20 protein-coding genes are annotated in these 22,262 nt (G+C 63.9%); 12 read left to right on the forward strand and 8 right to left on the reverse strand.

Annotated elements, in window-relative coordinates:
* Window positions 1–9: 9 nt before the first annotated feature.
* The 4 genes from NKT35_RS05745 to bioB all read right to left on the reverse strand — a co-directional run bounded on the left by NKT35_RS05745 (window position 10) and on the right by bioB (window position 5,816).
* Window positions 10–627: a class I SAM-dependent methyltransferase gene (locus NKT35_RS05745; RefSeq protein WP_254299685.1), complete on the reverse strand. Its 618-nt coding sequence runs from the start codon at window positions 625–627 to the stop codon at window positions 10–12.
* On the reverse strand, window positions 617–3,460 hold the full coding sequence (locus tag NKT35_RS05750; protein WP_254299686.1) for a sensor domain-containing phosphodiesterase: 2,844 nt from the start codon (window positions 3,458–3,460) through the stop codon (window positions 617–619). Before NKT35_RS05750 ends, NKT35_RS05745 begins: the two co-directional genes overlap by 11 nt.
* A gap of 109 nt (window positions 3,461–3,569) precedes the next feature.
* Window positions 3,570–4,718 (reverse strand): 8-amino-7-oxononanoate synthase, encoded by a 1,149-nt coding sequence (bioF, locus tag NKT35_RS05755; protein WP_254299687.1) that lies wholly within the window; start codon window positions 4,716–4,718, stop codon window positions 3,570–3,572.
* A gap of 111 nt (window positions 4,719–4,829) precedes the next feature.
* Window positions 4,830–5,816, reverse strand: coding sequence for a biotin synthase BioB (gene bioB, locus NKT35_RS05760; protein WP_371926492.1), 987 nt, complete (start codon window positions 5,814–5,816; stop codon window positions 4,830–4,832).
* A gap of 98 nt (window positions 5,817–5,914) precedes the next feature.
* On the opposite strand from bioB, the gene NKT35_RS05765 reads away from it, so the two are divergent.
* The 3 genes from NKT35_RS05765 to NKT35_RS05775 all read left to right on the forward strand — a co-directional run bounded on the left by NKT35_RS05765 (window position 5,915) and on the right by NKT35_RS05775 (window position 8,040).
* Complete coding sequence (locus tag NKT35_RS05765; protein ID WP_254299688.1) at window positions 5,915–6,625, forward strand: ComFC family protein; 711 nt, start codon at window positions 5,915–5,917, stop codon at window positions 6,623–6,625.
* A 40-nt stretch (window positions 6,626–6,665) separates the two neighbouring features.
* Complete coding sequence (trmL, locus tag NKT35_RS05770) at window positions 6,666–7,130, forward strand: tRNA (uridine(34)/cytosine(34)/5-carboxymethylaminomethyluridine(34)-2'-O)-methyltransferase TrmL (protein ID WP_254301352.1); 465 nt, start codon at window positions 6,666–6,668, stop codon at window positions 7,128–7,130.
* 136 nt (window positions 7,131–7,266) lie between these two features.
* Window positions 7,267–8,040 (forward strand): septal ring lytic transglycosylase RlpA family protein, encoded by a 774-nt coding sequence (locus tag NKT35_RS05775; protein WP_254299689.1) that lies wholly within the window; start codon window positions 7,267–7,269, stop codon window positions 8,038–8,040.
* A 256-nt stretch (window positions 8,041–8,296) separates the two neighbouring features.
* On the opposite strand, the gene yihA is transcribed toward NKT35_RS05775, so the two are convergent.
* On the reverse strand, window positions 8,297–8,917 hold the full coding sequence (gene yihA / locus NKT35_RS05780; protein ID WP_254299694.1) for a ribosome biogenesis GTP-binding protein YihA/YsxC: 621 nt from the start codon (window positions 8,915–8,917) through the stop codon (window positions 8,297–8,299).
* 92 nt (window positions 8,918–9,009) lie between these two features.
* Between yihA and NKT35_RS05785 the strand changes: the two genes are divergently transcribed.
* From NKT35_RS05785 to NKT35_RS05815, 7 genes are all read left to right on the forward strand, one after another.
* Entirely contained in the window at window positions 9,010–9,624 is a 615-nt protein-coding gene (locus NKT35_RS05785) for a c-type cytochrome (protein WP_254299696.1), read from the forward strand.
* Window positions 9,625–9,758: 134 nt separating this feature from the next.
* Complete coding sequence (locus NKT35_RS05790; protein ID WP_254299698.1) at window positions 9,759–11,774, forward strand: cytochrome c biogenesis protein ResB; 2,016 nt, start codon at window positions 9,759–9,761, stop codon at window positions 11,772–11,774.
* On the forward strand, window positions 11,774–12,919 hold the full coding sequence (ccsB, locus tag NKT35_RS05795) for a c-type cytochrome biogenesis protein CcsB (protein ID WP_254301353.1): 1,146 nt from the start codon (window positions 11,774–11,776) through the stop codon (window positions 12,917–12,919). The genes NKT35_RS05790 and ccsB overlap by 1 nt, the downstream gene beginning before the upstream one ends.
* A gap of 222 nt (window positions 12,920–13,141) precedes the next feature.
* The gene (locus tag NKT35_RS05800) at window positions 13,142–14,725 is read left to right on the forward strand and encodes a TerC family protein (protein WP_254299700.1); all 1,584 of its coding nucleotides are present in this window, start codon (window positions 13,142–13,144) and stop codon (window positions 14,723–14,725) included.
* On the forward strand, window positions 14,712–15,005 hold the full coding sequence (locus NKT35_RS05805) for a GIY-YIG nuclease family protein (RefSeq protein ID WP_254299702.1): 294 nt from the start codon (window positions 14,712–14,714) through the stop codon (window positions 15,003–15,005). The genes NKT35_RS05800 and NKT35_RS05805 overlap by 14 nt, the downstream gene beginning before the upstream one ends.
* 147 nt (window positions 15,006–15,152) lie before the next feature.
* Window positions 15,153–15,500: a hypothetical protein gene (locus tag NKT35_RS05810; protein WP_254299704.1), complete on the forward strand. Its 348-nt coding sequence runs from the start codon at window positions 15,153–15,155 to the stop codon at window positions 15,498–15,500.
* Between the two features lie 244 nt (window positions 15,501–15,744).
* Window positions 15,745–17,037: an MFS transporter gene (locus NKT35_RS05815; RefSeq protein WP_254299705.1), complete on the forward strand. Its 1,293-nt coding sequence runs from the start codon at window positions 15,745–15,747 to the stop codon at window positions 17,035–17,037.
* Here NKT35_RS05815 and NKT35_RS05820 read toward each other — a convergent pair.
* Window positions 16,982–17,866, reverse strand: coding sequence for a LysR family transcriptional regulator (locus NKT35_RS05820; protein WP_254299707.1), 885 nt, complete (start codon window positions 17,864–17,866; stop codon window positions 16,982–16,984). The two genes, NKT35_RS05815 and NKT35_RS05820, sit on opposite strands and share 56 nt — an antisense overlap.
* Before the next feature lie 396 nt (window positions 17,867–18,262).
* Between NKT35_RS05820 and NKT35_RS05825 the strand changes: the two genes are divergently transcribed.
* Entirely contained in the window at window positions 18,263–18,616 is a 354-nt protein-coding gene (locus tag NKT35_RS05825) for a hypothetical protein (protein ID WP_254299708.1), read from the forward strand.
* Window positions 18,617–18,626: 10 nt separating this feature from the next.
* Here the strand turns inward: NKT35_RS05825 and NKT35_RS05830 are convergent, their stop codons facing one another.
* Window positions 18,627–19,460 (reverse strand): isocitrate lyase/PEP mutase family protein, encoded by an 834-nt coding sequence (locus NKT35_RS05830; protein WP_254299709.1) that lies wholly within the window; start codon window positions 19,458–19,460, stop codon window positions 18,627–18,629.
* 139 nt (window positions 19,461–19,599) lie between these two features.
* Between NKT35_RS05830 and NKT35_RS05835 the strand changes: the two genes are divergently transcribed.
* The gene (locus NKT35_RS05835) at window positions 19,600–20,796 is read left to right on the forward strand and encodes a bifunctional transcriptional activator/DNA repair enzyme AdaA (protein WP_254299711.1); all 1,197 of its coding nucleotides are present in this window, start codon (window positions 19,600–19,602) and stop codon (window positions 20,794–20,796) included.
* Here the strand turns inward: NKT35_RS05835 and NKT35_RS05840 are convergent.
* A complete protein-coding gene (locus NKT35_RS05840; RefSeq protein ID WP_254299714.1) occupies window positions 20,778–22,094 on the reverse strand; it encodes an MFS transporter in 1,317 nt (438 codons plus the stop codon). The genes NKT35_RS05835 and NKT35_RS05840 overlap by 19 nt on opposite strands.
* Between the last annotated feature and the right edge of the window lie 168 nt (window positions 22,095–22,262).

A 22,262-nucleotide genomic window follows, 5' to 3' on the forward strand; every position in this document is an offset into this window, starting at 1 on the left:
GGGAAAACGCTATTTTCGCAAGAGCGCGATACGAAAGAAACCTCCCAGACCGGCATCTTCGTCGTGAATCCGTTGCAGTTGTGTGACGGCGACGATATCGCCCAGGCGGCGGTTGATGTCGGTGGCCACCGCGCGGGCCAGCAAATTGCCGGCGCGCCGCCACAAGGGCGCGCGCTTGCGGTCGGCCAGAAACTTGTCGAACACCGCCACGTGGCCGCCCGGCTTGAGCACCCGCTCCACCTCGCGGATGCAGGCCTGCGGATCGGGAATCACCGCCAACACCAGATGCAGCACCACGGCGTCGAAGCTCGCATCGGGAAACGCCAGCTGATGGCCGTCCATCACTTCGGCCCTCACCTCCACGCCCAGTTTGGCCGCCCGCTCGCGCAGCTGCGCCAGCATGGCCGGCGCGATGTCGATGGCGGTGATGTGGCGGCAGCGCACCAGGAAGTCCAGATCCAGGCCGGTGCCCGCGCCCAGCAGCAGCACCTGCTCATTGGGCTGCGGGTTGAGCAAGCCTATGGAGCGGCGGCGCGCGGCGGCGAAACCCTGGGCGACCTTGTCGTAAAGCGGCGCGTACAGATCGTAGCGCCAGCGGTTGAAGCGGGTGGACCAGTCACGCCACACTGCGGATATCCCGTTCGAAGCGCGCCAGCCGCTCCCAGTCTATGTTCCAGCCCGGCGCCGGCGCGGCGAAATAAAAGCCTTGCAGCTTGCTGCAACGCATCTCGCGCAAGATGGCCAGCTGACTGGCGGTCTCCACGCCCTCCGCCACCACATCCAGCCCCAGGGCGCTGGCCAGCGCCAGGATGGCGCGGACGATGGCGGCCGACTCCTCCTTGTGCTCCAGCTCGAACACGAAGGACTGGTCTATCTTCAGCACATCGAATTTATAACGGTGCAAATAGGACAGCGCCGAATAGCCGGTGCCGAAATCGTCCAACGCCAGCTTCACCCCCAGCGCGTGCAAGGCCTGCATCACCGTGGCGGCGGTTTCGGGTTGATCGATCAGCGCGCTCTCGGTGATTTCCAGATGCAGCATGGCCGGCGGCAGCTGGTAGTAAGCGATGCGCTCGCCTATCCAGCCTACCAGGTCCGGATCATGGAAATTGGCCGACGACAGATTGATGTGCAGCGAGATGTGCTCGCCGACCTGCCCCTCTGCCCGCCAGGCCTGCAATTGGGCGCAGGCGGCGTTGAGCATGTAGCGGTCCAGCCGGGTGATCAGCCCGCTCTCCTCGGCGATGGGAAGAAACACGCCGGGCGAGATCAAGCCGCGCTGCGGATGCTGCCAGCGCACCAGCGATTCGAAACCCGCCAGCTTGCCGGTTTCCGCTTCGATAAAAGGCTGGTAGTAAGGCACCAGCTGGCTCTCCTCCTCCAGCGCGCGCCTGAGCTCCGTCTCCAAGGCCAATTGATCGGCCTGATCTATGCGCAACTGGTGGCTGAACAGGGTGTAGCCCTGGCGGCCCTGTTGCTTGGTGCAATACATCGCGTGGTCGGCGTCGCGCAGCAGATCATCGGCCTTGCGGTAATGCTCGCGGTCGGCCAGCACCACGCCGACGCTGGCGGTGGAAAACACCTCGCGTCCGGCCAGGATCACCGGCCGCTCGAATTCGCCGACGATGCGGCGGGCGATGATCTCGCACTCCTCCGCCGCCTCCATGCCGAACATCAGCACGGCGAATTCGTCCCCGCCCAGCCGGGCCAGGAAATCATAATGCCGCAAGCAGGAGCGGATGCGGGCGCCGGCCTCGAACAGCAGGTGGTCGCCGGCCAGATGGCCCAGCGTGTCGTTGACCAGCTTGAAGCGGTCCAGGTCGATGAACACTACGGCGAAGCGGTCGCCCTTGCCTGACACATAGGCGTCCCAGGCGCGGCGCATGGTCTTGGCGAAATAATTGCGGTTAGGCAGCTTGGTCAGCGGATCGTGCAGGCTGTCGAATTCCAGCTGGGCATTGACCGCGTCCAGCTCGCTGGTGCGCTCGCGCACCCGCTGCTCCAGCTCGGCATAGGCTTTTTGCAGGCTTTCCAGCGCCCGCACCCGCGCCAAGGCCGCGCCGATATTGTTGGCGACGAACTCCAGCACCTCCTGGTCGCGGAAGGTGTAGACAACCTCGCTCTCGTAACTCTGCACCGCCAGCACGCCCAGCAGTTCATGACCGCAATACAGCGGCACGCCCAGCCAGCTCTTGGGCTGCGCGCCGCTTTCCTCCTGCTCCTGATTGGCGAGATGGCTATATGGGTCCACCAGCAGCGGCCGTCCGCTATGCAACACCTGCTCGATATAGCCCTTGCCGGGCTTGCGCGGCTTGATCTGCACCGCATATTCATCGGCGCAATAAGGGAAGCTGATCCGGTCATTGATCATATCGTACAGCGCGACCAGGCAATTGCGCGCCGCCACCATCTCCCCCAGCAAACGGTGCAGGCCGCTGAGGAAGGCCTCCAGCGACAGGCTGGTATTCGACAACTCGGCGATGCGGAACAATACATCCTGGAATTTCTCGGCGCGCTTGCGGCTGGCCACTTCGGCCCGCAGCCTGGCGTTGGCCCCCTCCAGCTCGCTGGTGCGCAACCAGACCTGGCGCTCAAGCTGGCCTCGATATCTGACCCTATCCAGCGCGAAGCCGATATGGCGCGCGGCGAACATGAACATCAGCTGTTCGGCCGAGGTCAAGGGCGGCTGGTTCTCGTATTGCTGCAGCACCACCGCGCCGATCAGATTGCCGCCGACGCTGACCAGCGGCGCGCCCATCCAGCACAAGGGCAGATCGATGGGGCGCTCCAGGCCCGCATCCCGGCAGACCTCCAAAATCCGCTCCCGCGTCAGCGCCACCGGCTTGCCGCCGCGGATCAGCCAGGCGGTCAAAGAGCCATCCTGGCCATCCAAGGGAAACATGCGCTCCGCCGGCGGCGGCTCGACGCGGCTATCCACATAAAAAGGGAAGTGCAAGCAGGCGCCGTCGTCATCCAACAAGGCGATATAGAAGTTGCTGGCGTCCATCAGCCGCGCCATCAAGCGATGCAGACGCGGCAGCAAGCGTTCCAGCGAAGGGCTTTCGCCGGCCAGCAAGCTGATTTCCAGCATGGTTTCATTGGAAACGCGCGCCGCCGCCTGTTCGGCCTGCAACACCGCGCTTTGCAGATGGCCGCTCAACAAGGCGGCGATTTCGTCCACGCTTTGCGGCGCCTTGCCGCGCCAGATCAGCCAGCCTAGCGAGCGCTCTCCGATGCGGATAGGCAGCGCGCCGCCATCGGGCCCCGGCAAGCGGCCATGCTCCAGCGCGTCCGCCACCGGCAAGGCATCGGCCGCGCCAAAACTCGCCAGCCGTTGCCACGTCTCGCCCAATCGGCTCCATACGGCGGCGGCCGACAAGCCTCCCTCCCGCTGCAGCAGGCTCAGGGCCAGCACTGCCGCCCGCTCAGAGTTCAGAACATCATCGACCGTACCATTCATGTCATTATCGTAGTACGAATCCCGCAGAAAGTCCTCAGCCGACGGTTTGGCACAAGTGCCAAACCGTCGGCTGAGATCAACAGACCCGGCGACCGCGCGCCTGCGGGGCTTATGCCGTCAATAAAGGTATCAAGCTGTCCAGCAAGGCTTCGAGCTGGCTCGGCTCATGAGCCGCCGACAAGGAAATCCGCAGCCGCGCGCCGTTTTCCGGCACCGTCGGCGGACGGATGGCCGGGACCCAAAAGCCGTTGTCGCGCAAAATCTGCGCGATGGCGACAGCCTTCTCATCGCTGCCGACGATGACGGGCTGGATAGGAGTCGCAGACCCGGTGGAACAGGATGCCGGCAGGCGCTCACGGCAAACGGCTATCAATTGCCGCAAGCGCTCGCGCCTCTCCTCGCCTTCGCGGATCAAGCGCAGGCTGACCGGAATGGCCGCGGCCAGCGCCGGCGGCATCGCCGTGGTGAAAATATAGGTGCGCGCCTTGTTGATCAACCAATCGATCACAGGCTTCACGCCCGCCACAAAGGCGCCGGACAAGCCGGCGGCCTTGCCCAGGGTGGCCATATAGATGATGCGCTCGCTGTTCAGGTCGCGCTCGGCCAAAGAGCCGCGGCCTGCGCCCAGCACGCCGAAGCCATGCGCGTCGTCGACATACAGCCAGGCGTCGTAGCGCTCCGCCAAGGCCAGCAGCTCAGGCAGGGGCGCGACATCGCCATCCATGCTGTACACCGCATCCACGGCGATCAGCTTGGTCGGCGCCTGGCTCTCGCTCAACAAGCGCTCCAATTGCGCCAGATCATTGTGGGCGAAGCGGTGGAAATCGGCGCGCGACAACAGGCAGCCGTCGTTGAGCGAGGCATGGTTGAGCTTGTCTGCGAACACGGCGTCGCCGCGGCCGACCAGGCTGGTGATCACCGCCAGATTGGCCATATAGCCGGAGCCGAACAGCAAAGCGGCCTCGCGGCCGACAAAACCCGCCAGCGCGCGCTCCGCCTCCTCGTGCGCCTGGCTGTGGCCGGCGACCAGATGCGAGGCGCCGCTGCCGGCGCCCCAGCGATCCGCGCCTTGCTGCACGGCGCTCACCAGCGCGGGATGATCGGCCAGGCCAAGATAATCATTGCTGGCGAAAGCGTAGTATTCCTTGCCGTCGATCACGACATCGACGCCTTGCGGCGACTCCAAGGCCGCGCGGCGACGAAGACGGTGGCTGGCGTCCAGATCCAGCAGGGCTGCGGACAGGTCTTGTAAGCGCATGAGGTGCACTCTCTTTATATATGTTGTTGACCGAACCGACGCATCGCGCCGGTATCGTCCACTATATATAGTTTCGCAAACTGTGCCGCACAAGGAATTGCTAACAACTGTTTATTGTTGCGCGGACAGGTCAAGCTTGCTTAACAAATTGCGATCCGCTTCGACATCGGGATTGCCGGTCGTCAGCAATTTATCGCCATAAAAAATGGAATTCGCGCCCGCCAGGAAACATAATGCCTGCGCCGCCTCATCCAGCTCGCGGCGGCCCGCGGACAGCCGGACGTAGCTTTTCGGCATCGTGATGCGCGCCACGGCGATGGTGCGGACAAATTCGGTCCAATCCAGCCTGTCCGCGCCCGACAAAGGCGTGCCGACGATGGGCACCAGATTGTTGATCGGCACCGACTCCGGCTGCGGGTCCAGATTCGCCAGCTGCGCGATCAGCCCGGCGCGCTCGCGCCGCGTTTCATTCATGCCGACGATGCCGCCGCAGCACACCGACAGCCCAGCCTTGCGCACTTTGCCCAGCGTATCCAGCCGATCCTCGTACTCCCGCGACTGGATAATGTCGGCGTACTTGTCCGGCGCCGTATCCAGATTGTGGTTGTAGTAGTCCAGCCCCGCGTCTTTCAATCGCTCGGCCTGGCCGTCGCGCAGCAGGCCGAAAGTGGCGCAGGTCTCCAGCCCCAGGGCCTTGACTTGCTTGACCATGTCCAGCGTCTTTTGCAGATCGGCGTCCTTCGGACCGCGCCAAGCCGCGCCCATGCAGAAGCGGCCGGCGCCGTTGGCTTTGGCCAATTTGGCCGCCGCCACCACCTCGTCAACCGTCATCATCGGCTGATCCGCCACCGGCGTGTCGTGATGGACCGATTGCGAGCAGTAGCCGCAATCCTCCGGACAGCCGCCGGTCTTGATCGACACCAGCGTGGACAGCTGGACTTTGGCCGGATCGAAAAACTGGCGATGGATTTCCGCCGCGCGGTACACCAGCTCCATGAATGGCAGACTGAGCAGCGCCTCCACTTCGTCCACGCTCCAATTGGCGCGTTCCGGATGCGGCGAGGCCGGGCGTTTGAACTCCATCGTTGCGATTTGCATCATATGCTCCTGAAAGCGGGTTTCATTCTGCATGACAAAAAATCGCTTTGTCATGCAGCCAAAAGAACAGGCGGGCAAATCTTGGAGCGGATCACGCCATGCTGTCAAACAAGGCAAGATCAATAATTGACAGATGCTCAATTATTAAGCAGAAATGTGTACTATGCGGCGCAACAAATAGCCATGCCGGCTTGTGTTCGCCATGTCTCTCCATGCTGCCCAAGCTGCCGGACGCGCACTGCCCGCGTTGCGCCGACCCCAGCCCGGGCCAGGTTTTATGCGGGCGTTGCCAGACTGCCCCGCCGCATTTCGATGCCCTACACGTTCCTTATCTATTTGGCTACCCCCTGAATAGCCTAATTTACGCTTTCAAATACGGTCGCCAGTTACAATTATCAGGAGTATTGACAAATCTGTTCTGCGAGTTCGCCCGCTCGAAAGCCCCGAAATACGACCTTGTCATCCCCGTTCCATTGGCAAATGAACGACTTGCGAAAAGGGGCTTCAATCAGAGTTCCGAGCTTGCCGAAGCATTCGCTGTTACAATAGACGGCCGTTTTTCGGACAATCTGTGTTGGCGAAAATGCAACACATTGCCGCAAGCCTCGCTTGACCTCGCCGAAAGACGAAAAAACGTGCGCCATGCATTCGGCGTAAAACGCCGCTGCGACGGGCTTTGCATTGCCATCGTCGACGATGTCGCGACCAGTGGCGCCACCCTGTCCGAGCTTGCCAAAATGCTCAAAAAACAGGGGGCGAAACGGGTCGATGGATGGGTGCTCGCCAGGGCGTTTTCCCCAAAAACTTGACCAAGATTTTGATTCCTTGGAACAATCCAGCCTGCCAACGATGTTCACTGTTGTTCTATTTCAGCCGGAAATCCCGCCCAACACGGGCAATGTGATTCGTTTATGCGCCAACACCGGCTGTGAACTGCATCTGGTCAAACCCTTGGGCTTTCCGCTCGAGGACGCCAAGTTGCGGCGCGCGGGACTCGACTATCATGAGTATGCCCGCGTCGTCGTTCACGAAGACTGGTCTGCCTGCTTGCAGACGCTTCAGGGACGGCGGATTTTCGCCGCGACGACGAAAGGCGCCACGCGCCATGACCGGATTTCCTACCAACCCGGGGACGTGTTTGTGTTCGGTCCCGAATCCCGCGGCTTGCCGCAAGATGTGCTGGCTGCCCTGCCGGCGCAGCAAAGGATTCGTTTGCCGATGCGTCCCGAGTCGAGAAGCCTCAACCTCTCCAATGCCGTCGCGATAACGGTGTTCGAGGCTTGGCGCCAGATCGGTTTCGAAGGGGGGGTATAGCAGCTCACAAGGTTGGCCCAACAGCATAGGGAGGTTTATGCAACCTGTTCTCCGATGGCTGTGGCTTGTATTTGTCAGTCTCGTGCTTGTGGCCTGTTCCACCGTGAAGACGGCCAGCGCCACAAACCAATCGACTTTGCCGAGCAACAAAAAAACCGTCGCCAAGAACGGAGCTTATTTCCAGAACGATGGTCCGGCCGATCATATCCCGGTCAACCTGAACCTGGTTCCCGACGCCGTTCCGCAGGATGAGCCGCTGATCCGTTCAGCCAATCTCCCCTACTCGGCGCTGGGCATGAGCTTCCGTCCCGATGTGCGGGAAAAGCCTTACCACGCCACAGGCCGTGCCTCTTGGTACGGCAAGCAGTTCCACGGTCGCAAGACCACCTCGGGCGAACGATACGATATGTTCGCCATGACAGCCGCGCATCCGACGCTGCCGATTCCCAGCTACGCCCGGGTCACCAACCTGAGCAACGGCAAATCGGTAGTGGTGCGCGTGAACGACCGCGGTCCTTTTCACAAGAGCCGCTTGATGGACCTGTCGTTCGCCGCCGCCTACAAGCTTGGCTTCATCAAGCAAGGCAGCGCCAAGATCGCGATCGATCGCGTCTGGCCGAGCGACGACACCGTGCAGACCGCCGCCGCCGAACCGGCCACCCAGCCGCGCCAGTTGCGAGCGGGCGACAGTCCGAAGTATCTGCAGCTAGGCAGCTTCACCACCTTGGCCAATGCCGAGGCGCTGCTGCAGAAGACCTTGACCGACTTGGATGACAAATACGACTCCAAGCTCGGCATCGTCAACCAGCAGGGCGTGTACAAGGTTCGCCTGGGGCCTTTCCCCAGCGATGATGCGGTCCGCAGCGCCGCCGAGAACCTGCACGTGGAAACCGTCATCACCAGTCTGTGACGGCTATCCGCTGAACCCGTTTGGCAACAGGGCGAAAGGCGAAGGAGACATCCTTCGCCTTTTTTGCTGCCCGCTCGCCGCCCAAGCCCCCGCCTGACACGTCCCTCGCGGCGCTCCAAGCCGCCCTCCGGCTGCGCGCAAGCAATAAAAAACCCCGGCCGATGGCCGGGGCAATGCCTGGATGATCCCATTCAGGCCCCGCTCAGGGAGCCAAGCGGGAGGTGTGAACACCTGCAAGTTAGGCGAAGTCCGCCGCTTAAAGTTCCAGCGGGCCTTCTTCCGGCTCGGGCAGGGCGTCGAACCAGCCCTTCACCACCGCCTCCACTTCATCCACGCCGGTTTTCTTCAGGCTGGAGAACATCTGCACGCTGACGGCCGGAAAATCAGCCAGCTCGCGCTTCACCAGCGCCAGCACCTTGTTCTGTTCCTGGCGCGACATCTTGTCCGCTTTGGACAGCAGGATATGCACCGGACGGTTGGTGGTGCGGAAAAATTCCAGCATTCTGCGATCCAGCTCCTTAAGCGGGTGGCGCGCGTCCATAATCAACAGAAGGCCGATCAGGCTTTGTCGGGTCTGCAGGTAGCGGCCAAGCAGCTCCACCCAGTGGGCGCGGACCGCTTCAGGCACCTCGGCGTAGCCATAGCCGGGCAAATCCACCAGGAAACGCTCCTCGCCCAACTCGAAAAAGTTGATGTGCTGGGTACGGCCGGGCGTTTTCGACACATAGGCCAATCGGGTTCGGTTGGCCAGCGTGTTGATGGCGCTGGACTTGCCGGCGTTGGAACGGCCGACGAATGCCACCTCGGCGCGGGTAGCCGGCAGATCCTTCATGTGATTGACGGTGGTATAAAATCGAGCGTTCTGAAAAATCGACATGGTAGTAAGGTTGAAATCAATTGGTATAGAATAACAGGTTTGGAATTGCTACTTTTACAGATATTTTAGGGCATCGCCCTAAAGGAGCGACCATGAGACGTAAAGTGCTGTTGGCGTTGGCAACCCTGACCCTGGCCGGCAACGCGCTGGCAGCGGCCCCAGAGGCCAAAGGGGACCCGACTAAAGGCAAGCAGATCGTAGACACCGTCTGCGCAGCCTGCCACGGAGCGGACGGCAACAGCGTCGCCGCGGCCAACCCCTCGTTGGCGGGGCAGAATCCGCAATATCTGTACAGCCAGCTCAAAGCCTTCAAGAGCGGCGAACGCAAAAACCCGACAATGTTCGGCATGGCCGCCACACTTTCCGAAGACGATATGCGCAACGTCTCCGCCTACTTCAGCCAGCAAAAGCCGAAGGACCGCGAAGCCGCCAACAAGGAGCAGATGCCGCTGGGCGCCAAAATCTACCGCGTCGGCAACGCCTCCACCCACGTGCCGGCCTGTATGTCTTGCCACGGCCCGGCCGGCAAGGGCCTGCCTGATCAGTTCCCGCGCATCGGCAGCCAGCACGCCGGCTATATCGCCAAGCAGCTGGCCGACTTCAAAGCCGGCGCAGATCGCAAGAACCAGATCATGGCCGATATCGCCAGCCGGATGACCGACGCCGAAATGAAAGCGGTTTCGGAATACATCTCCGGCCTGCGCTAAGCCGCGCGACGACCCTTGACGGCAGCGGTTGGTGAAAATACCCCTCCGCTTCCGCCAGCGCCGACGCAACTTCGCTCATCCGGCACGCTCAAAAGGGAAGCTCGCAGCGGGCTTCCCTTTTTGTCTTCTATACCATGAAAAACCACCGACGCCAAACCATACGCCACGCCCTGTACGAGTTGTTCAGCTCCATGCGCTTCGCCGTGGGGCTGCTGACCATCCTGGCCATCGCCTCCGTGGTCGGCACCGTGCTCAAGCAGAACGAGCCCTATCCCAACTACGCCTTCGAATTCGGCCAGTTCTGGTTCCAGGCTTTCGAGAAGCTGGGCCTGTTCGACGTCTACCACTCGGCCTGGTTCCTGACCATCCTGGCCTTCCTGGTGCTGTCCACCACGCTGTGCATCATCCGCAACGGCCCGGGCTTCATCCGCCAGATGCGCTCCTACCGCGAAAAGGCGAACGACAACTCGCTGGCCGCGATGCCGCACAGCCAGGCATTTGAAACGGATGCGCCCGATATCGCCACCGTGCGGGCCTATCTGCAGGGCCAGGGCTTTCGCTGGCGCGAAACGCCGCGCGACGGCGGCCTGCTGATCGCCGCCAAGAAAGGCGCCGCCGGCAAGCTCGGCTACTTCTGCGCCCACATCGCGCTGATCGTGATCTGCGTCGGCGGCCTGATAGACGGCAATCTGCCGCTGAAGCTGGGCGAGCTGTTCGGCAGCGTGGTGCCGGAGACCCGCAACATCCCGCAAAGCCAGATTCCGGCGCAAAGCCGCCTGTCCGGCGCCAACCTGTCCTTCCGCGGCAATGTGGACATCGCCGAAGGCAAGAGCGCCGATGTCACCTTCCTCAACGCCGGGCAGGGCTATCTGGTGCAGGAGCTGCCCTTCATCGTGTCGCTGAAGAAATTCCACGTCGACTACTACAGCAACGGCATGCCCAAGCTGTTCGCCAGCGACATCGTGGTCACCGACAAGGCCAGCGGCAAGATCACAGAGGCCACGGTCAAGGTCAACCACCCGCTGATCATCGACGGCATCGCCATCTACCAGTCCAGCTTCGGCGACGGCGGCTCGCCGCTGCGCTTCAAGGCCTGGAACCTGGCCCAACCGCAAGGCGCGCCGGCCGACCTGCAAGCGGTGTCGATGAACACCCAGCCCTTGCGCGCCAACGGCAAGGAATACTCGCTGGAAATGGGCGAGCTGCGCGTGTTCAATATCGAGAACATAGGCAAACCGCAAGATGCTCCGCCCACCATGGGCCAGCGCATGCATGACGCGCGCGAGGTGAGGCAGGAAAAAACGCTGAAGAATTTCGGCCCCTCGATCAGCTTCAAGCTGCGCGACAATCAGGGCCAGGCGGTGGAATACCTGCATTACATGGCGCCGGTGGAACAGGAAGGTGGCCAATACCTGATGGCCGGCATGCGCAAAACGCCGGCCGAACCGTTCCAGTACCTGCGCCTGCCGCTGGACGACGACATGAAGATAGACCGCTTCATGCGCCTCTACGCCGCGCTGCGCAACCCGGCGCTGTACGACGAAGTGGCCCGCCGCGCCACCGACAAGGCGCGCCAGGGCGGCGTGATCGACGCCAAGCTGGCCAGCCAGTTCGGCGACAGCGTCAAGGGCGTGCTGCAGCGCTTCGCCGACGGCGGCTTCTCCGGCCTGGAGCAGTTCCTGGACGAGCGCGTGCCGGCCGACAAACGCCAGGCGGTGGCGCAGACCTATATCAAGATCCTGCAAGGCGCGGTGATAGACGTGATGGCGGTGGCCGACGACCAGGCCCACGCGCCGCAGCTGAAAGCCGACGCCGCCCACTACCGCTTCCTGCTGGACGGCCTGGTGGCGGCCAGCGGCCTGCACGATTACGGCGCGCCGGTGTTCCTGCAGCTGGATGGTTTCGACCAGGTGCAATCGTCCGGCCTGCAGCTGACCCGCTCGCCGGGCAAGAACCTGGTTTATCTCGGTTCGCTGCTCCTGGTGCTCGGCATCGTGCTAATGTTCTATGTGCGCGAACTGCGCCTGTGGGTGCGCGTCAATGGCCGCCAAGTGCGGGTGGCCATGACCTCCAACCGGCATAACCGCGACCTGGACCAAGATTTCCGGCGTCATCTCGACGCCCTCCAACAGTTGACCCGGAGACCATGATGGAACTGGCAACCTCCTCTTTCGACCGCGTCCCGTTCTGGCAAAAGCTGGACCGCTGGGACTGGGGCTACGCGCTGCTGATCCTGGCGGCGGCGGGCTACGCCTTCACGCTTTACCACCAGGCGATGGACGGCTACGAGCAAGGCATTCTCGCCGGCTCGGCGCTGGGCCTGATCGCGCTGGGCTGGTTCTGGAAGGCCTGGCGATGGTTCTTCCCGCTGGCGGGCGTGATTTCCCTCGGCGCCATCCAGCTTTACCAGCACGATCTGACGCGCGGCCAAAAAGCCTTCTGGCTCAAATACGCGCTGTCCAGCCAATCGTCCATCATGTGGATGTGCACGCTGTTCTTCCTCGCCACCGGCATCTACTGGCTGGGGCTGGCGCGCCGCTCGCCGCAGCTTAACCGCATGGGCAGCGGCCTGACCTGGGCCGCCGCCGCGATGGGCTTCGCCGGCCTGTTCACCCGCTGGTACGAGAGCTATCTGATCGCGCCGGACGTCGGCCACATTCCGGTATCCAATCTGTACGAAGTGATGGTGCTGTTTTGTCTGATCACCTCGCTGATGTACCTCTACTACGAAGCCAAGTTCGCCGTGCGCCAGGCCGGCGCGCTGGTGCTGCCGGTGATCAGCGCCACCGTCTGTTTCATCCTGTGGTACAGCTTTGATCGCCAGGCGCACCAGATCCAGCCGCTGATCCCGGCGCTGCAATCGTGGTGGATGAAGATACACGTGCCGGCCAACTTCGTCGGCTACGGCGCCTTCGCGCTGGCGGCGATGCTGGGCATAGGCGAGCTGATGGCGCTGAAGGGCTGGCTGAAAGACCGGCTGCCGGCGGCAGAGGTGCTGGACGAAATGATGTACAAGGCCATCTCGGTCGGCTTCCTGTTCTTCACCATCGCCACCATCCTGGGCGCGATGTGGGCGGCGGACGCCTGGGGCGGCTACTGGAGCTGGGACCCGAAGGAAACCTGGGCGCTGATCGTGTGGCTGAACTACGCCATCTGGCTGCACATCCGCTTGGTCAAGGGCTGGCGCGGCGCGCCGCTGGCCTGGTGGGCGGTGATCGGCCTGGCCGTCACCACCTTCGCCTTCCTCGGCGTCAATATGTTCCTGTCCGGCCTGCACTCCTACGGCGGCTTGTAATCGACCTCTCCAGCCGGCAAGCCCCTCTCCCCTCGCGGGAGAGGGGTTTGGGGAGAGGGGGCCGCGCAAGCTCCCCAAACCATGCGCCCCGCCGCAAAAATCTGCCAACCCCTGCCCTTTCGCGGGGGTTGTTGTTTTTCCCCCTGCCGGCGGGGTTGGCATTTGGTATCCTTATAACGTTTTTATCGAATTTTTACCGCACAAGGAACGCAAAACTCCATCATGGACTTATCGTGGCTGTCCGACCCCGCCGCCTGGCTCGGCCTTCTGACCCTGATCATTCTCGAAATCGTTCTGGGCATCGACAACCTGATTTTCGTGGCCATCCTGGCCGAGAAGCTGCCGCCCGAGCAGCGCGACCGCGCCCGCGTCACCGGCCTGTCGCTGGCGCTGCTGATGCGCCTGGGCCTGCTGGCCAGCGTGTCCTGGCTGGTCACCCTCACCGAACCGCTGTTCTACCTGTGGAGCATGGGCTTCGCCGGCCGCGACCTGATCATGCTGGGCGGCGGCGTATTCCTGCTGTTCAAGGCCACCAACGAGCTGCATGAGCGGCTGGAGGGCGTGGACCACGTCAAGAGCGGCGGCCAGCGCGCCTACGCCGCCTTCGCCACCGTCGTCGCCCAGATCCTGGTGCTGGACGCGGTGTTCTCCATCGACTCCGTCGTCACCGCCATCGGCATGTCCGAGCACCTGCCGGTGATGATGCTGGCCGTGATCGTGGCGATGATCTTGATGATCGCCGCCAGCAAGCCGCTCACCACCTTCGTCAACGCCCACCCCACCGTGGTGATGCTGTGCCTGGGCTTCTTGCTGATGATAGGCTTCAGCCTGATCGCCGACGGCCTGGGCTTCCATATTCCCAAGGGCTATCTGTACGCCGCCATCGGCTTCTCGGTGCTGATCGAGGTGTTCAACCAGGTATCGCAGGCCAACCGCATCCGCTACCTGAACCGCAGCCAGAGCTTCCGCGAGCGCACCGCCAACGCGGTGCTCAGCCTGATGGGCAGCCGCCTGTCCGAAACCGCCCACGCCGAAGCCAAGCCGGAAGCCGGCCCGCAGCCGGTGGAAGACACCGCCTTCGGCCACAATGAGCGCGCCATGATACACAGCGTGCTGACGCTGGCCGAGCGGCCGATCCGCGTCATCGCCACCCCGCGCGCCGACATCCACCGCCTGGACCTGAGCCAGCCTGAAGCCTCCCAGCGCAAGGCGCTGCGCGACAGCCCATACTCGCGGCTGGTGGTGATCCGCGACGGCAGCATAGACGAGCCGCTGGGCATCGTCGCCCGCAAAGACCTGCTGGCCCAGTTGCTGGACGGCCAACCGCTCGATATCGACGCCGCTTTGCGCCAGCCGCTGATCCTGCCGGAAACCGTCACCGTGCTGAAGGCGCTGGAAAGCTTCCGCCAGCACGCCGCCGACATGGCCTTCGTCGTCAACGAGTTCGGCAGCCTGGAAGGCATCGTCACCCAGAAAGACCTGATGGAAGCCATCGCCGGCGAGTTCCCCGAAGAGCACGAGCGCCATGAGCGCCCGGCCATCGCCGTGAACGCGGACGGCAGCTACGATGTGGAAGGCAGTCTGGAGCTCGTCACGCTGGAGCAATACCTGACGCTGGGCGACTTCGAGGACGAAGACTTCCACACCATCGCCGGCCTGCTGATGGACTGCCTGGAGCGCATTCCGCGCGAAGGCGACGAAGTGACCTTGGGCGAATGGAAGCTGCGCGTCACCGCGCAGAAGGGCAACCGCACCGAACGCGTGCTGATCTGCCCGGCGGCCAACGGCTTCGATGCCAGCATCTAAGCCCTGCCAGGGCCAGCCCCGGCCCTGGTTTCTCTATGTGCTGCGCTGCGAGAGCGGCACGCTGTACACCGGCGTCAGCACCGATGTGGCGCGCCGCTTCCGCCAGCACCAAGCCGGCAAAGGCGCGCGCTACACCCGCCTCAACCCGCCCCGCGCCATCGAACTGGTGATCGAATACCCCGATCGCTCCTCGGCCCTTAAAGCCGAATACGCCTTCAAGCAGCTCTCCACCGCCGCCAAACGGGATTTCCTCAGCCGTCACGCCATGCCCGCCGCGTAAGGCTGCGCCTGCGGAAAATCAGCTGCAAGCCTATGTAAACCAAGCGGCTTTTACATATATGTACATATATCTGCGCGATCAAAAAAACGCCGCCGGCGCCTACTCTGAACTCAGGTAGCTGTTACCTGGATCGTTTGGAGAAACCATATGAACACCCTCGCTCGCCGCACCCTCGGCTGCGCCCTGCTCATCCTGTCCGGCCTGGCCGTCGCCGGCTCCGCGCTGGCCGACGAAACCCAATGGCAAAAAGACCACCCCCGCCGTACAGAAGTGAACAAACGCCTGGCCAATCAGAACAAGCGCATCCAACAAGAACAGAAGAACGGCCAGATCAGCAAGGCCGAGGCGAAAAAGCTGCATAAGGAAGACAAGAACATCCGCCAGCAAGAGCGCGACATGGCCAAACTGGACCACGGCCATATCAGCAAGCAAGACCAGAAAACGCTGAACCAGGAAGAAAACGGCGTCAGCCAGCAGATCAAGAACGGCAATTAATCTTGCCCACAAGTGCTCCGCCAGGGACAAAACCCTGGTCTCTTCAAAATGGCGGATCGCTCCAGACCATGCGCCCTGTTATCTTGTAACCGGCGCGATGCGCTACCCTCACCAAGAGCCGGCCAGCCTACTCCGACCAGCCCCTCTCCCCGGAGAGGGGGCCGTCGCCTAGCGCAGCTTGCCACCGCATGCCTGCCCGTAAATCAGTCTCGCCGGCCATAGCCGCAGCTCGCAAGCAGCGGTCTTGCGCCGCCGGCAAAGCCGTTTTGCCGGTACGCGCCTGTTCCAGCGGCCTGCCAAGCTCTACACTCCCGCCATCGCCTTGATGGAAACGATGATGGCATCCCACACCCATGCCGGTCTGTCCCGCCCTTTGCTCTTGCTCTACGCTGCCGCCAGCGGCTGTGCCGTGGCCAATCTCTACTACATCCAGCCGCTGCTGCCGCAAATGGCCCAGGCCTTCCACTGCGGTCTGGGCCAGATCGGCGCCATCGCCACCGCCTTGCAGCTGGCCTATGCCGCAGGCTTGCTATTGCTGCTGCCCTTGGCCGACGCTGTGGATAAAAAGGGGTTCTTGACCTGGCTGTGGATAAGCAACGGCGCGGGCTCCATCCTGGCCGCGCTGGCGGACAGCTGGTCTGTGCTGATGCTGGCCAATCTGGCGATAGGCCCCAGCGCCATCAGCGCGCAGCTGTTGATTCCGCTGGTCAGCCAGCAAGCATTGCCGGAACAGCGCGGCCGCGCGGTGGGCGTGGTGCTCAGCGGCATGTTGAGCGGCATTCTGCTGTCGCGCGTCGCCTCCGGGCTGATCGCCGCCCACGGCGGCTGGCAAGCCGCCTATTGGCTGGCGGCGGCGCTGGACGGCGCGCTGTTGCTGCTGGTGAGGCCGCGCCTGCCCCGCAGCCAAACAGCCGCTGCCGCGCCATATCCGCAGTTGCTCGCTTCGCTGTGGCGATTGTGGCTCAGCCATCCCTTGCTGCGCGCGTCCGTGCTGTGCGGCGCGGCCTCATTCGCCGCCGTCAGCGCCTTGTGGGCCGCGCTGGCCTGGCTGCTGGCCCAGCCGCCTTATCATTACGCCAGCGCGCAAGTCGGCGCCTTGGGCTTGGTCGGCATCGCCGGCATCCTGGCCACCCCCTATCTGGGCCGCTTAGCCGACCTGCGCGGCAGCCGCCATCTGGTGGCGCTGGGCGCCGGACTCTCCTTGGCGGCCTTCCTATTGCTGCTGATGGGGGCGAAGCTGCCCGCGCTGCTGTTGGCGCTGATTTTATTGGACATCGGCGGCCGCGCCGCCTTGCTGGGCAATCAGCTGCGGGCGCTGGCGCTGGACGAATCGGCGCGCGCCCGCCTCAACACGCTGTTTATGAGTTGCTACTTCCTGGGCGGCGCGTTCGGCACCCGCCTGGGCTCCAGCCTGGCGCCGCAGTACGGCTGGGGCGGCATCGCCGCCATCGGCGTGGCCGGCGCGCTTATCGCCTGGGCAATCAATCGCCGCCTGCCGGGTCCAGCCATGCGGCCAGCGCCTGCCGGAACGCATTGAGTTTGGCCGGCATGGCCGGCAAGGCGCGCAATAAATGGATGTCGTCGCTACGCTTCAGCGGATCGTCCATCGCCAGCCGCAAGCTGCCGGCTTGCAGCTCGGCGCGCGCCGCCCAGTCCGGCAGCAACGCCAGGCCCAGGCCCAGACGGGCCGCTGCGGCCAAGGCCTCGTAATCGTCGCAACGCAAAACCGCGCCCGCATCCGGCAGCACGCCGCGCCAGCCATAGCCGGCCGCATCGTGCAGCTTGTCGAGCAGCCGATGGCGGCGCAAATCCGCCACCGAATCCGGCGCGCCATGTTTCGCCAAATAATCAGCGCTGGCCACAACCACCCAGCGTTGCGTGCCGATGCGGCTGGCGTACAGCCGGCTATCCGCCAACGGCCCGATGCGGATCGCGCCGTCCAGCCGCTCCAAGGAGGGGTTGGCCAGCCTCTCGCTCAAATCCAGCTCCAAACGCAATTGCGGATAGCGCGCTTGCCATTCGGGCAGCCAGGGCAGGATCTGCCGCTTGCCGAAGGTAGGCAGGCAGCTGATGCGCAACACGCCCTCCACCGTGCCGGGCACGGCGCGAACCTCGGCTTCCAGATCGGCCAGCGCGTCCAGAATGCCCTGCGCGCGGGCGAAAAGGACCTCGCCGCTATCCGTCAGCGCCGCGCCGCGACTGGTGCGCAACAACAAAGCTGCGCCAAAATGCGTCTCCAGCTGATCCAGCTGCCGGCTCACCGCCGAAACCGTCACCCCGCGCCGTTTAGCCGCAGCAGATAAAGAACCCCGCCGCGCTACTTCGACAAAAACCACCAGCCATTCAGCCTGCTTCCCCGTCTCCACCCTCGCCCCCATTCATTGCCGCGGCAAAGCCCTGGCGCTTGCTTGAGCGTCCTTGCCGTGCCACTGCGACCCTCGGCATCGGCGCGCCTTGGCTCTGGCGCGCCGCTTAGTTTTGCCGACAGCCCTTCACCCATCGCACCGTACACGCTTGTCATGAGTCAAATCAATAGACATAAAGCGGCTTATTTCGATCACCGCTGGACTAAAGAACAGTTCAGCTAAGCAGTTACACGGGCTAAAACGCTTTTTCCCATTATTACAATCAAATTCAATGGCGCATCGCGCAGGAACGCTTGCCGGCTCTTGGCTGCATCGCTGCCACCCAGCTCACATACAGGCCTCGATCCGGCATCGCGCGCCCGCGCAATCCTGCCCGCCATCGCTCCGGGAGAATTCATGTCAAACCACAGTGTAGTTTTGACCTATTCAGAAACCAGCCATCCCAGTTACGCAGGCCGGCCGTCGCCGACAATCAACCTGCGCGACATCACCACCGAGGAAGCCCATGATCTGCTGCGCGGTCTGGTCGCTCAAGGCCGGCTGTCCGAAACGGAATATCTGAACATACTGCCCGCCTTGCTGGCGCGCAGGCTGAGAGAAAATCTGAACCATACGCCGCCGGAGCGCTTCGATCTGCTGGCCGGCCTGCAGACGCTGGCCGACAACAGCCGCTCGCTCGGCCGGCGGGAACAGGCCATCGCCCAAACCCATGCGCTGGAATGGCTAAACCGCTATCAGGAAGAAGGCTGAGCCGCGCCGCTCAGCCCTCGGCGGCAAGCAAACGCTCGGCTTCGGCAAAACCGTAAAAATGCGCCGACATGCTGACCCACTCGCCTCTCTTGGCCTCTGCCGCCATGGCTTGCATCAGTCCCATGCATGCCAGCATCGGCCCAACGCCCAGGCTGACGCGGCGAACACCGGCAGCGAACCAATCCGCCGCGCCCGCCACCCCAGGCAAAGCCATCAGGTTGAGCGGGCCATTCAAGCGCGCGGCCAAGCGGCCGGCCTCGGCGGCATCCGCCAGCCCCGGCGCAAACACCATGTCCGCGCCCGCCGCCAGGTAAGCATTGCCGCGCGCCAGCGTTTCGGCGAAGCAAGCCTCGCCCTCGCCGCCAATCAAGTAGCTATCTACCCGAGCGTTGATCCACAAAGGAAGGCCCAATGCATCCGCCGCCCTGCGCGCAGCGGCCAGCCGCGCGCATTGCGCCTCGATGTCGAACAAGGGCTGCGGCAGCATGCCATGGCCGTTATCCTCCAAGTTCACCCCCACCGCGCCGGCCTCGATCGCGCCCGTCACGGTCAAGGCCACGTCCTCGGGCGATGGGCCATAGCCAGCCTCGATATCGGCGCTCAGTGGCAACGCCACGCATTCCGCCAAGCGCCGAACCTCCGCCAGCATCGCCGCGCGTCCCATATGCTGGCCATCGGAAAAACCGCGGGCATAGGCGATGCCGCCGCTGGTCGTCGCCAAGGCCTCAAAGCCCTGGGCGGCGAAGATGCGGGCGCTGGCGGCATCCCAGACATTGGGCAGCAACAAACCGCCCTGCTGATTCAGCTGGCGGAAACGTTCGAAACGGGACAAAGGCGCGATCATGGTCAGCTCTCCGATAAAAGAGCCGCCATCATCCGCGCCGGCGCCGTCGCGGGCTGGCGGTTTTCGGCCATCAACAGCGCGCGGCATCGATGTCCGAAAAGCGCTGGCCGCCGCGCCGCTTTGCCTCCATCATCGCGGCATGGAACTGGATCCCGATTTCTGCCACCGCGCGCTGGCCAGCCGCGACGCCCGTTTTGACGGCCGCTTCTTCATCGGCGTGCGCAGCACCGGCATCTATTGCCGGCCGATTTGCCCGGCCCGCACCGCCAAGCGCGAAAACATCGTAGTCTACGCCACCGCGGCTGCGGCGCAGGAGGCCGGCTTTCGCCCCTGCCTGCGCTGCCGGCCGGAAGCCGCGCCCGACTCCGGCGCCTGGCGCGGCGTGGCCAACAGCGGCCACTCGCACACGGTGGCCAAAGCCCTGGCGCTGATCGAGCAAGGCGCGCTGGACGAAGACGGCATCGCCCGATTGGCGGATAGATTAGGCGTGGGCGAGCGCCAGCTCCGGCGGCTGTTCGCCGAGCATGCCGGCGCTTCGCCGCTGGCCGTGGCGCAAACTCGGCGCGTGTTGCTGGCCAAGCAGCTGATCCATGAAACCCATATGCCGCTCACCGACATCGCCTTTGCCGCCGGCTTCGGCAGCGTGCGCCGCTTCAACGAGGTGTTCCAACAGCTGTATCAGCGTCCGCCCAGCGCCTTGCGGCGCGACGCCTCGGCCCAAGGCGGCGCGCCTGGAGAGGTTTCGCTGCGGCTGCGCTACCGGCCGCCTTACCACTGGCCCGACATGCTGGCGCAACTAGCCGCCCAGGCCGTGCCTGGCTTGGAAGCGATACAGGACAACCGCTACGCCCGCGCCGTGCATTGGCGCGGCGTCACCGGCATGCTCAGCGTGACGCAAACAGATGGCTCAGCCCTGCTGGCCACGCTGCGGATCAGCCAATGGCAGGCGCTGAGCGACATCCTGGCCCGCCTGCGCGCCATGCTGGATCTGGCCGCCGATCCGGACTGCATCGCCAGCCATCTCTCGCAAGACCCTGTACTGGCGGAACGCATCGCCGACCGGCCCGGCCTGCGGCTATTGGGCGCCTGGAGCGCTGCGGAAGCTGAGTGGAAACAGGCTGGAACACGCGATGAGCAAGCCGAATGGCTGGCACGGCATGGCCATCCGCTTGCTGCCATTGCCGCGGATTTTCCCGCCATCCGCTACGCCTTTCCCCAGACCGGCCAGCTAGACGACACGCCGCGCCCCGCCGACCCCGACCATGGAGCCGCTTCGGCTCCCGATCTTTGGCGGCCTTGGCGCGCTTATGCGCAACGCTATGGCGAGCGCGTTTGAACAGCCTCGCCAAACACTTGCGGATACTCGCGCCGATACCAATCCGTCGCCTGCTCATGGTTCAGCGTCAAGAACTCCCGGAAGCGCGGCACCCACAGCATGCCCGGCACAGACGCCATCATCAGCAGTCCCGCCGCGCCGTACACCGCGCCCACGCTCCAATGCAGCAGGGCCGCGCCGACCAGCGCCGGGCCGATGGCGCCCGCCGTCTGGGTGCACAAGGCCGACACGGCGTATAGCCGCACCCGGTAATCCTTGGGCAAAGCCAGCGAACGATGGGTGGCGCCGACCAAGCTCATCGCCGCATTGCAGAAACCCGCCGCCAGCAGCGCGCCCAGCAGCCATGCGCCGGAGGGTGCGAACCCCGCGGCGGCGAAAGCCAAGCCCTCCAGCAGGCCCACGCCCAGCCTCACCCGATAGCGCCCCAATCGCGCCGCCAGCCATTGCGAGCCAAACGCGCTGCCCAGCAGCACGCCCAGCGACAAGGCGGCCAGGCAATTTCCCAGCCAGTCGCCGCTCAGGCCCAAGGCATGCGCCTTGAGCGGTATCAGCATGCCGGCCGACGGCCCCTGGAAAATCCACAGCACGAAGTTCACCAGCGTCCAGCCCCGCTCCATCGGCATCCGCCACTTGGCGCGAAAACCCTCGGCCAATTCCGACATCCAGGCCCGCGGACGCAGCGCCTGCCGGCGGATGGAAGTTTCGCCAGGCACCCACGCCATGGCCAGGCCGGCCAGCAGATACAAGCCGGCCGCCATCCACAATGCGCCGGAGATGCCCAGCCAACGCACGCCTGCCGCTGCCAGCAACGGCCCCAAAATGCCGCTGAGCGACAAACCGGTCTTGCGCCAACGCAGCGCTTGCGGCAAAGCCTCGGCCGCCACTCTTTCCGCCAGGATGGTGTTGCGCGCCTGATCGGCGAAGGCCCAGACCAGCATTTGCGCGCAGCCTAGCAACAGCACCGCATCCAGCCGAAAGCCGCTATGCGTCGCCAAGCCAGCCAGGGCCGCGCCCAAAATGGCCAGCAAGCAAGAAGCGCGGCCGATCTGCGCCGACTTGCCCCACTTATCCCCCAAGGGCGCCGCCAGCAGCACTGCGGCAAACGTGGCCGCCGCCATCGCCGCGCCGAAACCGGCCAAGGCGCTCGCGCCGCCTTGATTGGCGATCCACCAGGGCAGCACCGCGGCCTCGGCCAAGCTGGCCAGCGACAACAAGCCATCGGCTAACAGCAAGGCTCGCAGTACCCGATGGGCGTGTGATAGAGCGTCGCGATTCAAAGCGGGGGGAGGCGCATGCATGGAGGTCTCCCTAGGCGGGCGCCGGCAGGATCAGAGCATTCCCAAAACATATAAAAGCAAACAGCCCTCTGCACCGATGCGCCAGGGATGAAAGCAAGAAAATCACCTCCAGTACGACCAGCATCATAAAAGGAATGGCTCAAACCCAACCCTTCAATCCAGCACAAT

Source organism: Chromobacterium sp. IIBBL 290-4 (assembly GCF_024207115.1).
Taxonomy (GTDB): Bacteria; Pseudomonadota; Gammaproteobacteria; order Burkholderiales; family Chromobacteriaceae; genus Chromobacterium.

Excerpts from the sequence above, each read along its gene's own strand:
- NKT35_RS05750 (WP_254299686.1), bottom strand. The coding sequence starts at position 3,460 with ATGAATGGTACGGTCGATGATGTTCTGAACTCTGAGCGGGCGGCAGTG.
- bioF (WP_254299687.1), bottom strand. The coding sequence starts at position 4,718 with ATGCGCTTACAAGACCTGTCCGCAGCCCTGCTGGATCTGGACGCCAGC.
- bioB (WP_371926492.1), bottom strand. The coding sequence starts at position 5,816 with ATGCAAATCGCAACGATGGAGTTCAAACGCCCGGCCTCGCCGCATCCG.
- NKT35_RS05765 (WP_254299688.1), top strand. The coding sequence starts at position 5,915 with ATGCTGTCAAACAAGGCAAGATCAATAATTGACAGATGCTCAATTATT.
- trmL (WP_254301352.1), top strand. The coding sequence starts at position 6,666 with ATGTTCACTGTTGTTCTATTTCAGCCGGAAATCCCGCCCAACACGGGC.
- yihA (WP_254299694.1), bottom strand. The coding sequence starts at position 8,917 with ATGTCGATTTTTCAGAACGCTCGATTTTATACCACCGTCAATCACATG.
- NKT35_RS05785 (WP_254299696.1), top strand. The coding sequence starts at position 9,010 with ATGAGACGTAAAGTGCTGTTGGCGTTGGCAACCCTGACCCTGGCCGGC.
- NKT35_RS05790 (WP_254299698.1), top strand. The coding sequence starts at position 9,759 with ATGAAAAACCACCGACGCCAAACCATACGCCACGCCCTGTACGAGTTG.
- ccsB (WP_254301353.1), top strand. The coding sequence starts at position 11,774 with ATGGAACTGGCAACCTCCTCTTTCGACCGCGTCCCGTTCTGGCAAAAG.
- NKT35_RS05800 (WP_254299700.1), top strand. The coding sequence starts at position 13,142 with ATGGACTTATCGTGGCTGTCCGACCCCGCCGCCTGGCTCGGCCTTCTG.
- NKT35_RS05805 (WP_254299702.1), top strand. The coding sequence starts at position 14,712 with ATGCCAGCATCTAAGCCCTGCCAGGGCCAGCCCCGGCCCTGGTTTCTC.
- NKT35_RS05810 (WP_254299704.1), top strand. The coding sequence starts at position 15,153 with ATGAACACCCTCGCTCGCCGCACCCTCGGCTGCGCCCTGCTCATCCTG.
- NKT35_RS05825 (WP_254299708.1), top strand. The coding sequence starts at position 18,263 with ATGTCAAACCACAGTGTAGTTTTGACCTATTCAGAAACCAGCCATCCC.
- NKT35_RS05830 (WP_254299709.1), bottom strand. The coding sequence starts at position 19,460 with ATGATCGCGCCTTTGTCCCGTTTCGAACGTTTCCGCCAGCTGAATCAG.
- NKT35_RS05835 (WP_254299711.1), top strand. The coding sequence starts at position 19,600 with ATGGAACTGGATCCCGATTTCTGCCACCGCGCGCTGGCCAGCCGCGAC.
- NKT35_RS05840 (WP_254299714.1), bottom strand. The coding sequence starts at position 22,094 with ATGCATGCGCCTCCCCCCGCTTTGAATCGCGACGCTCTATCACACGCC.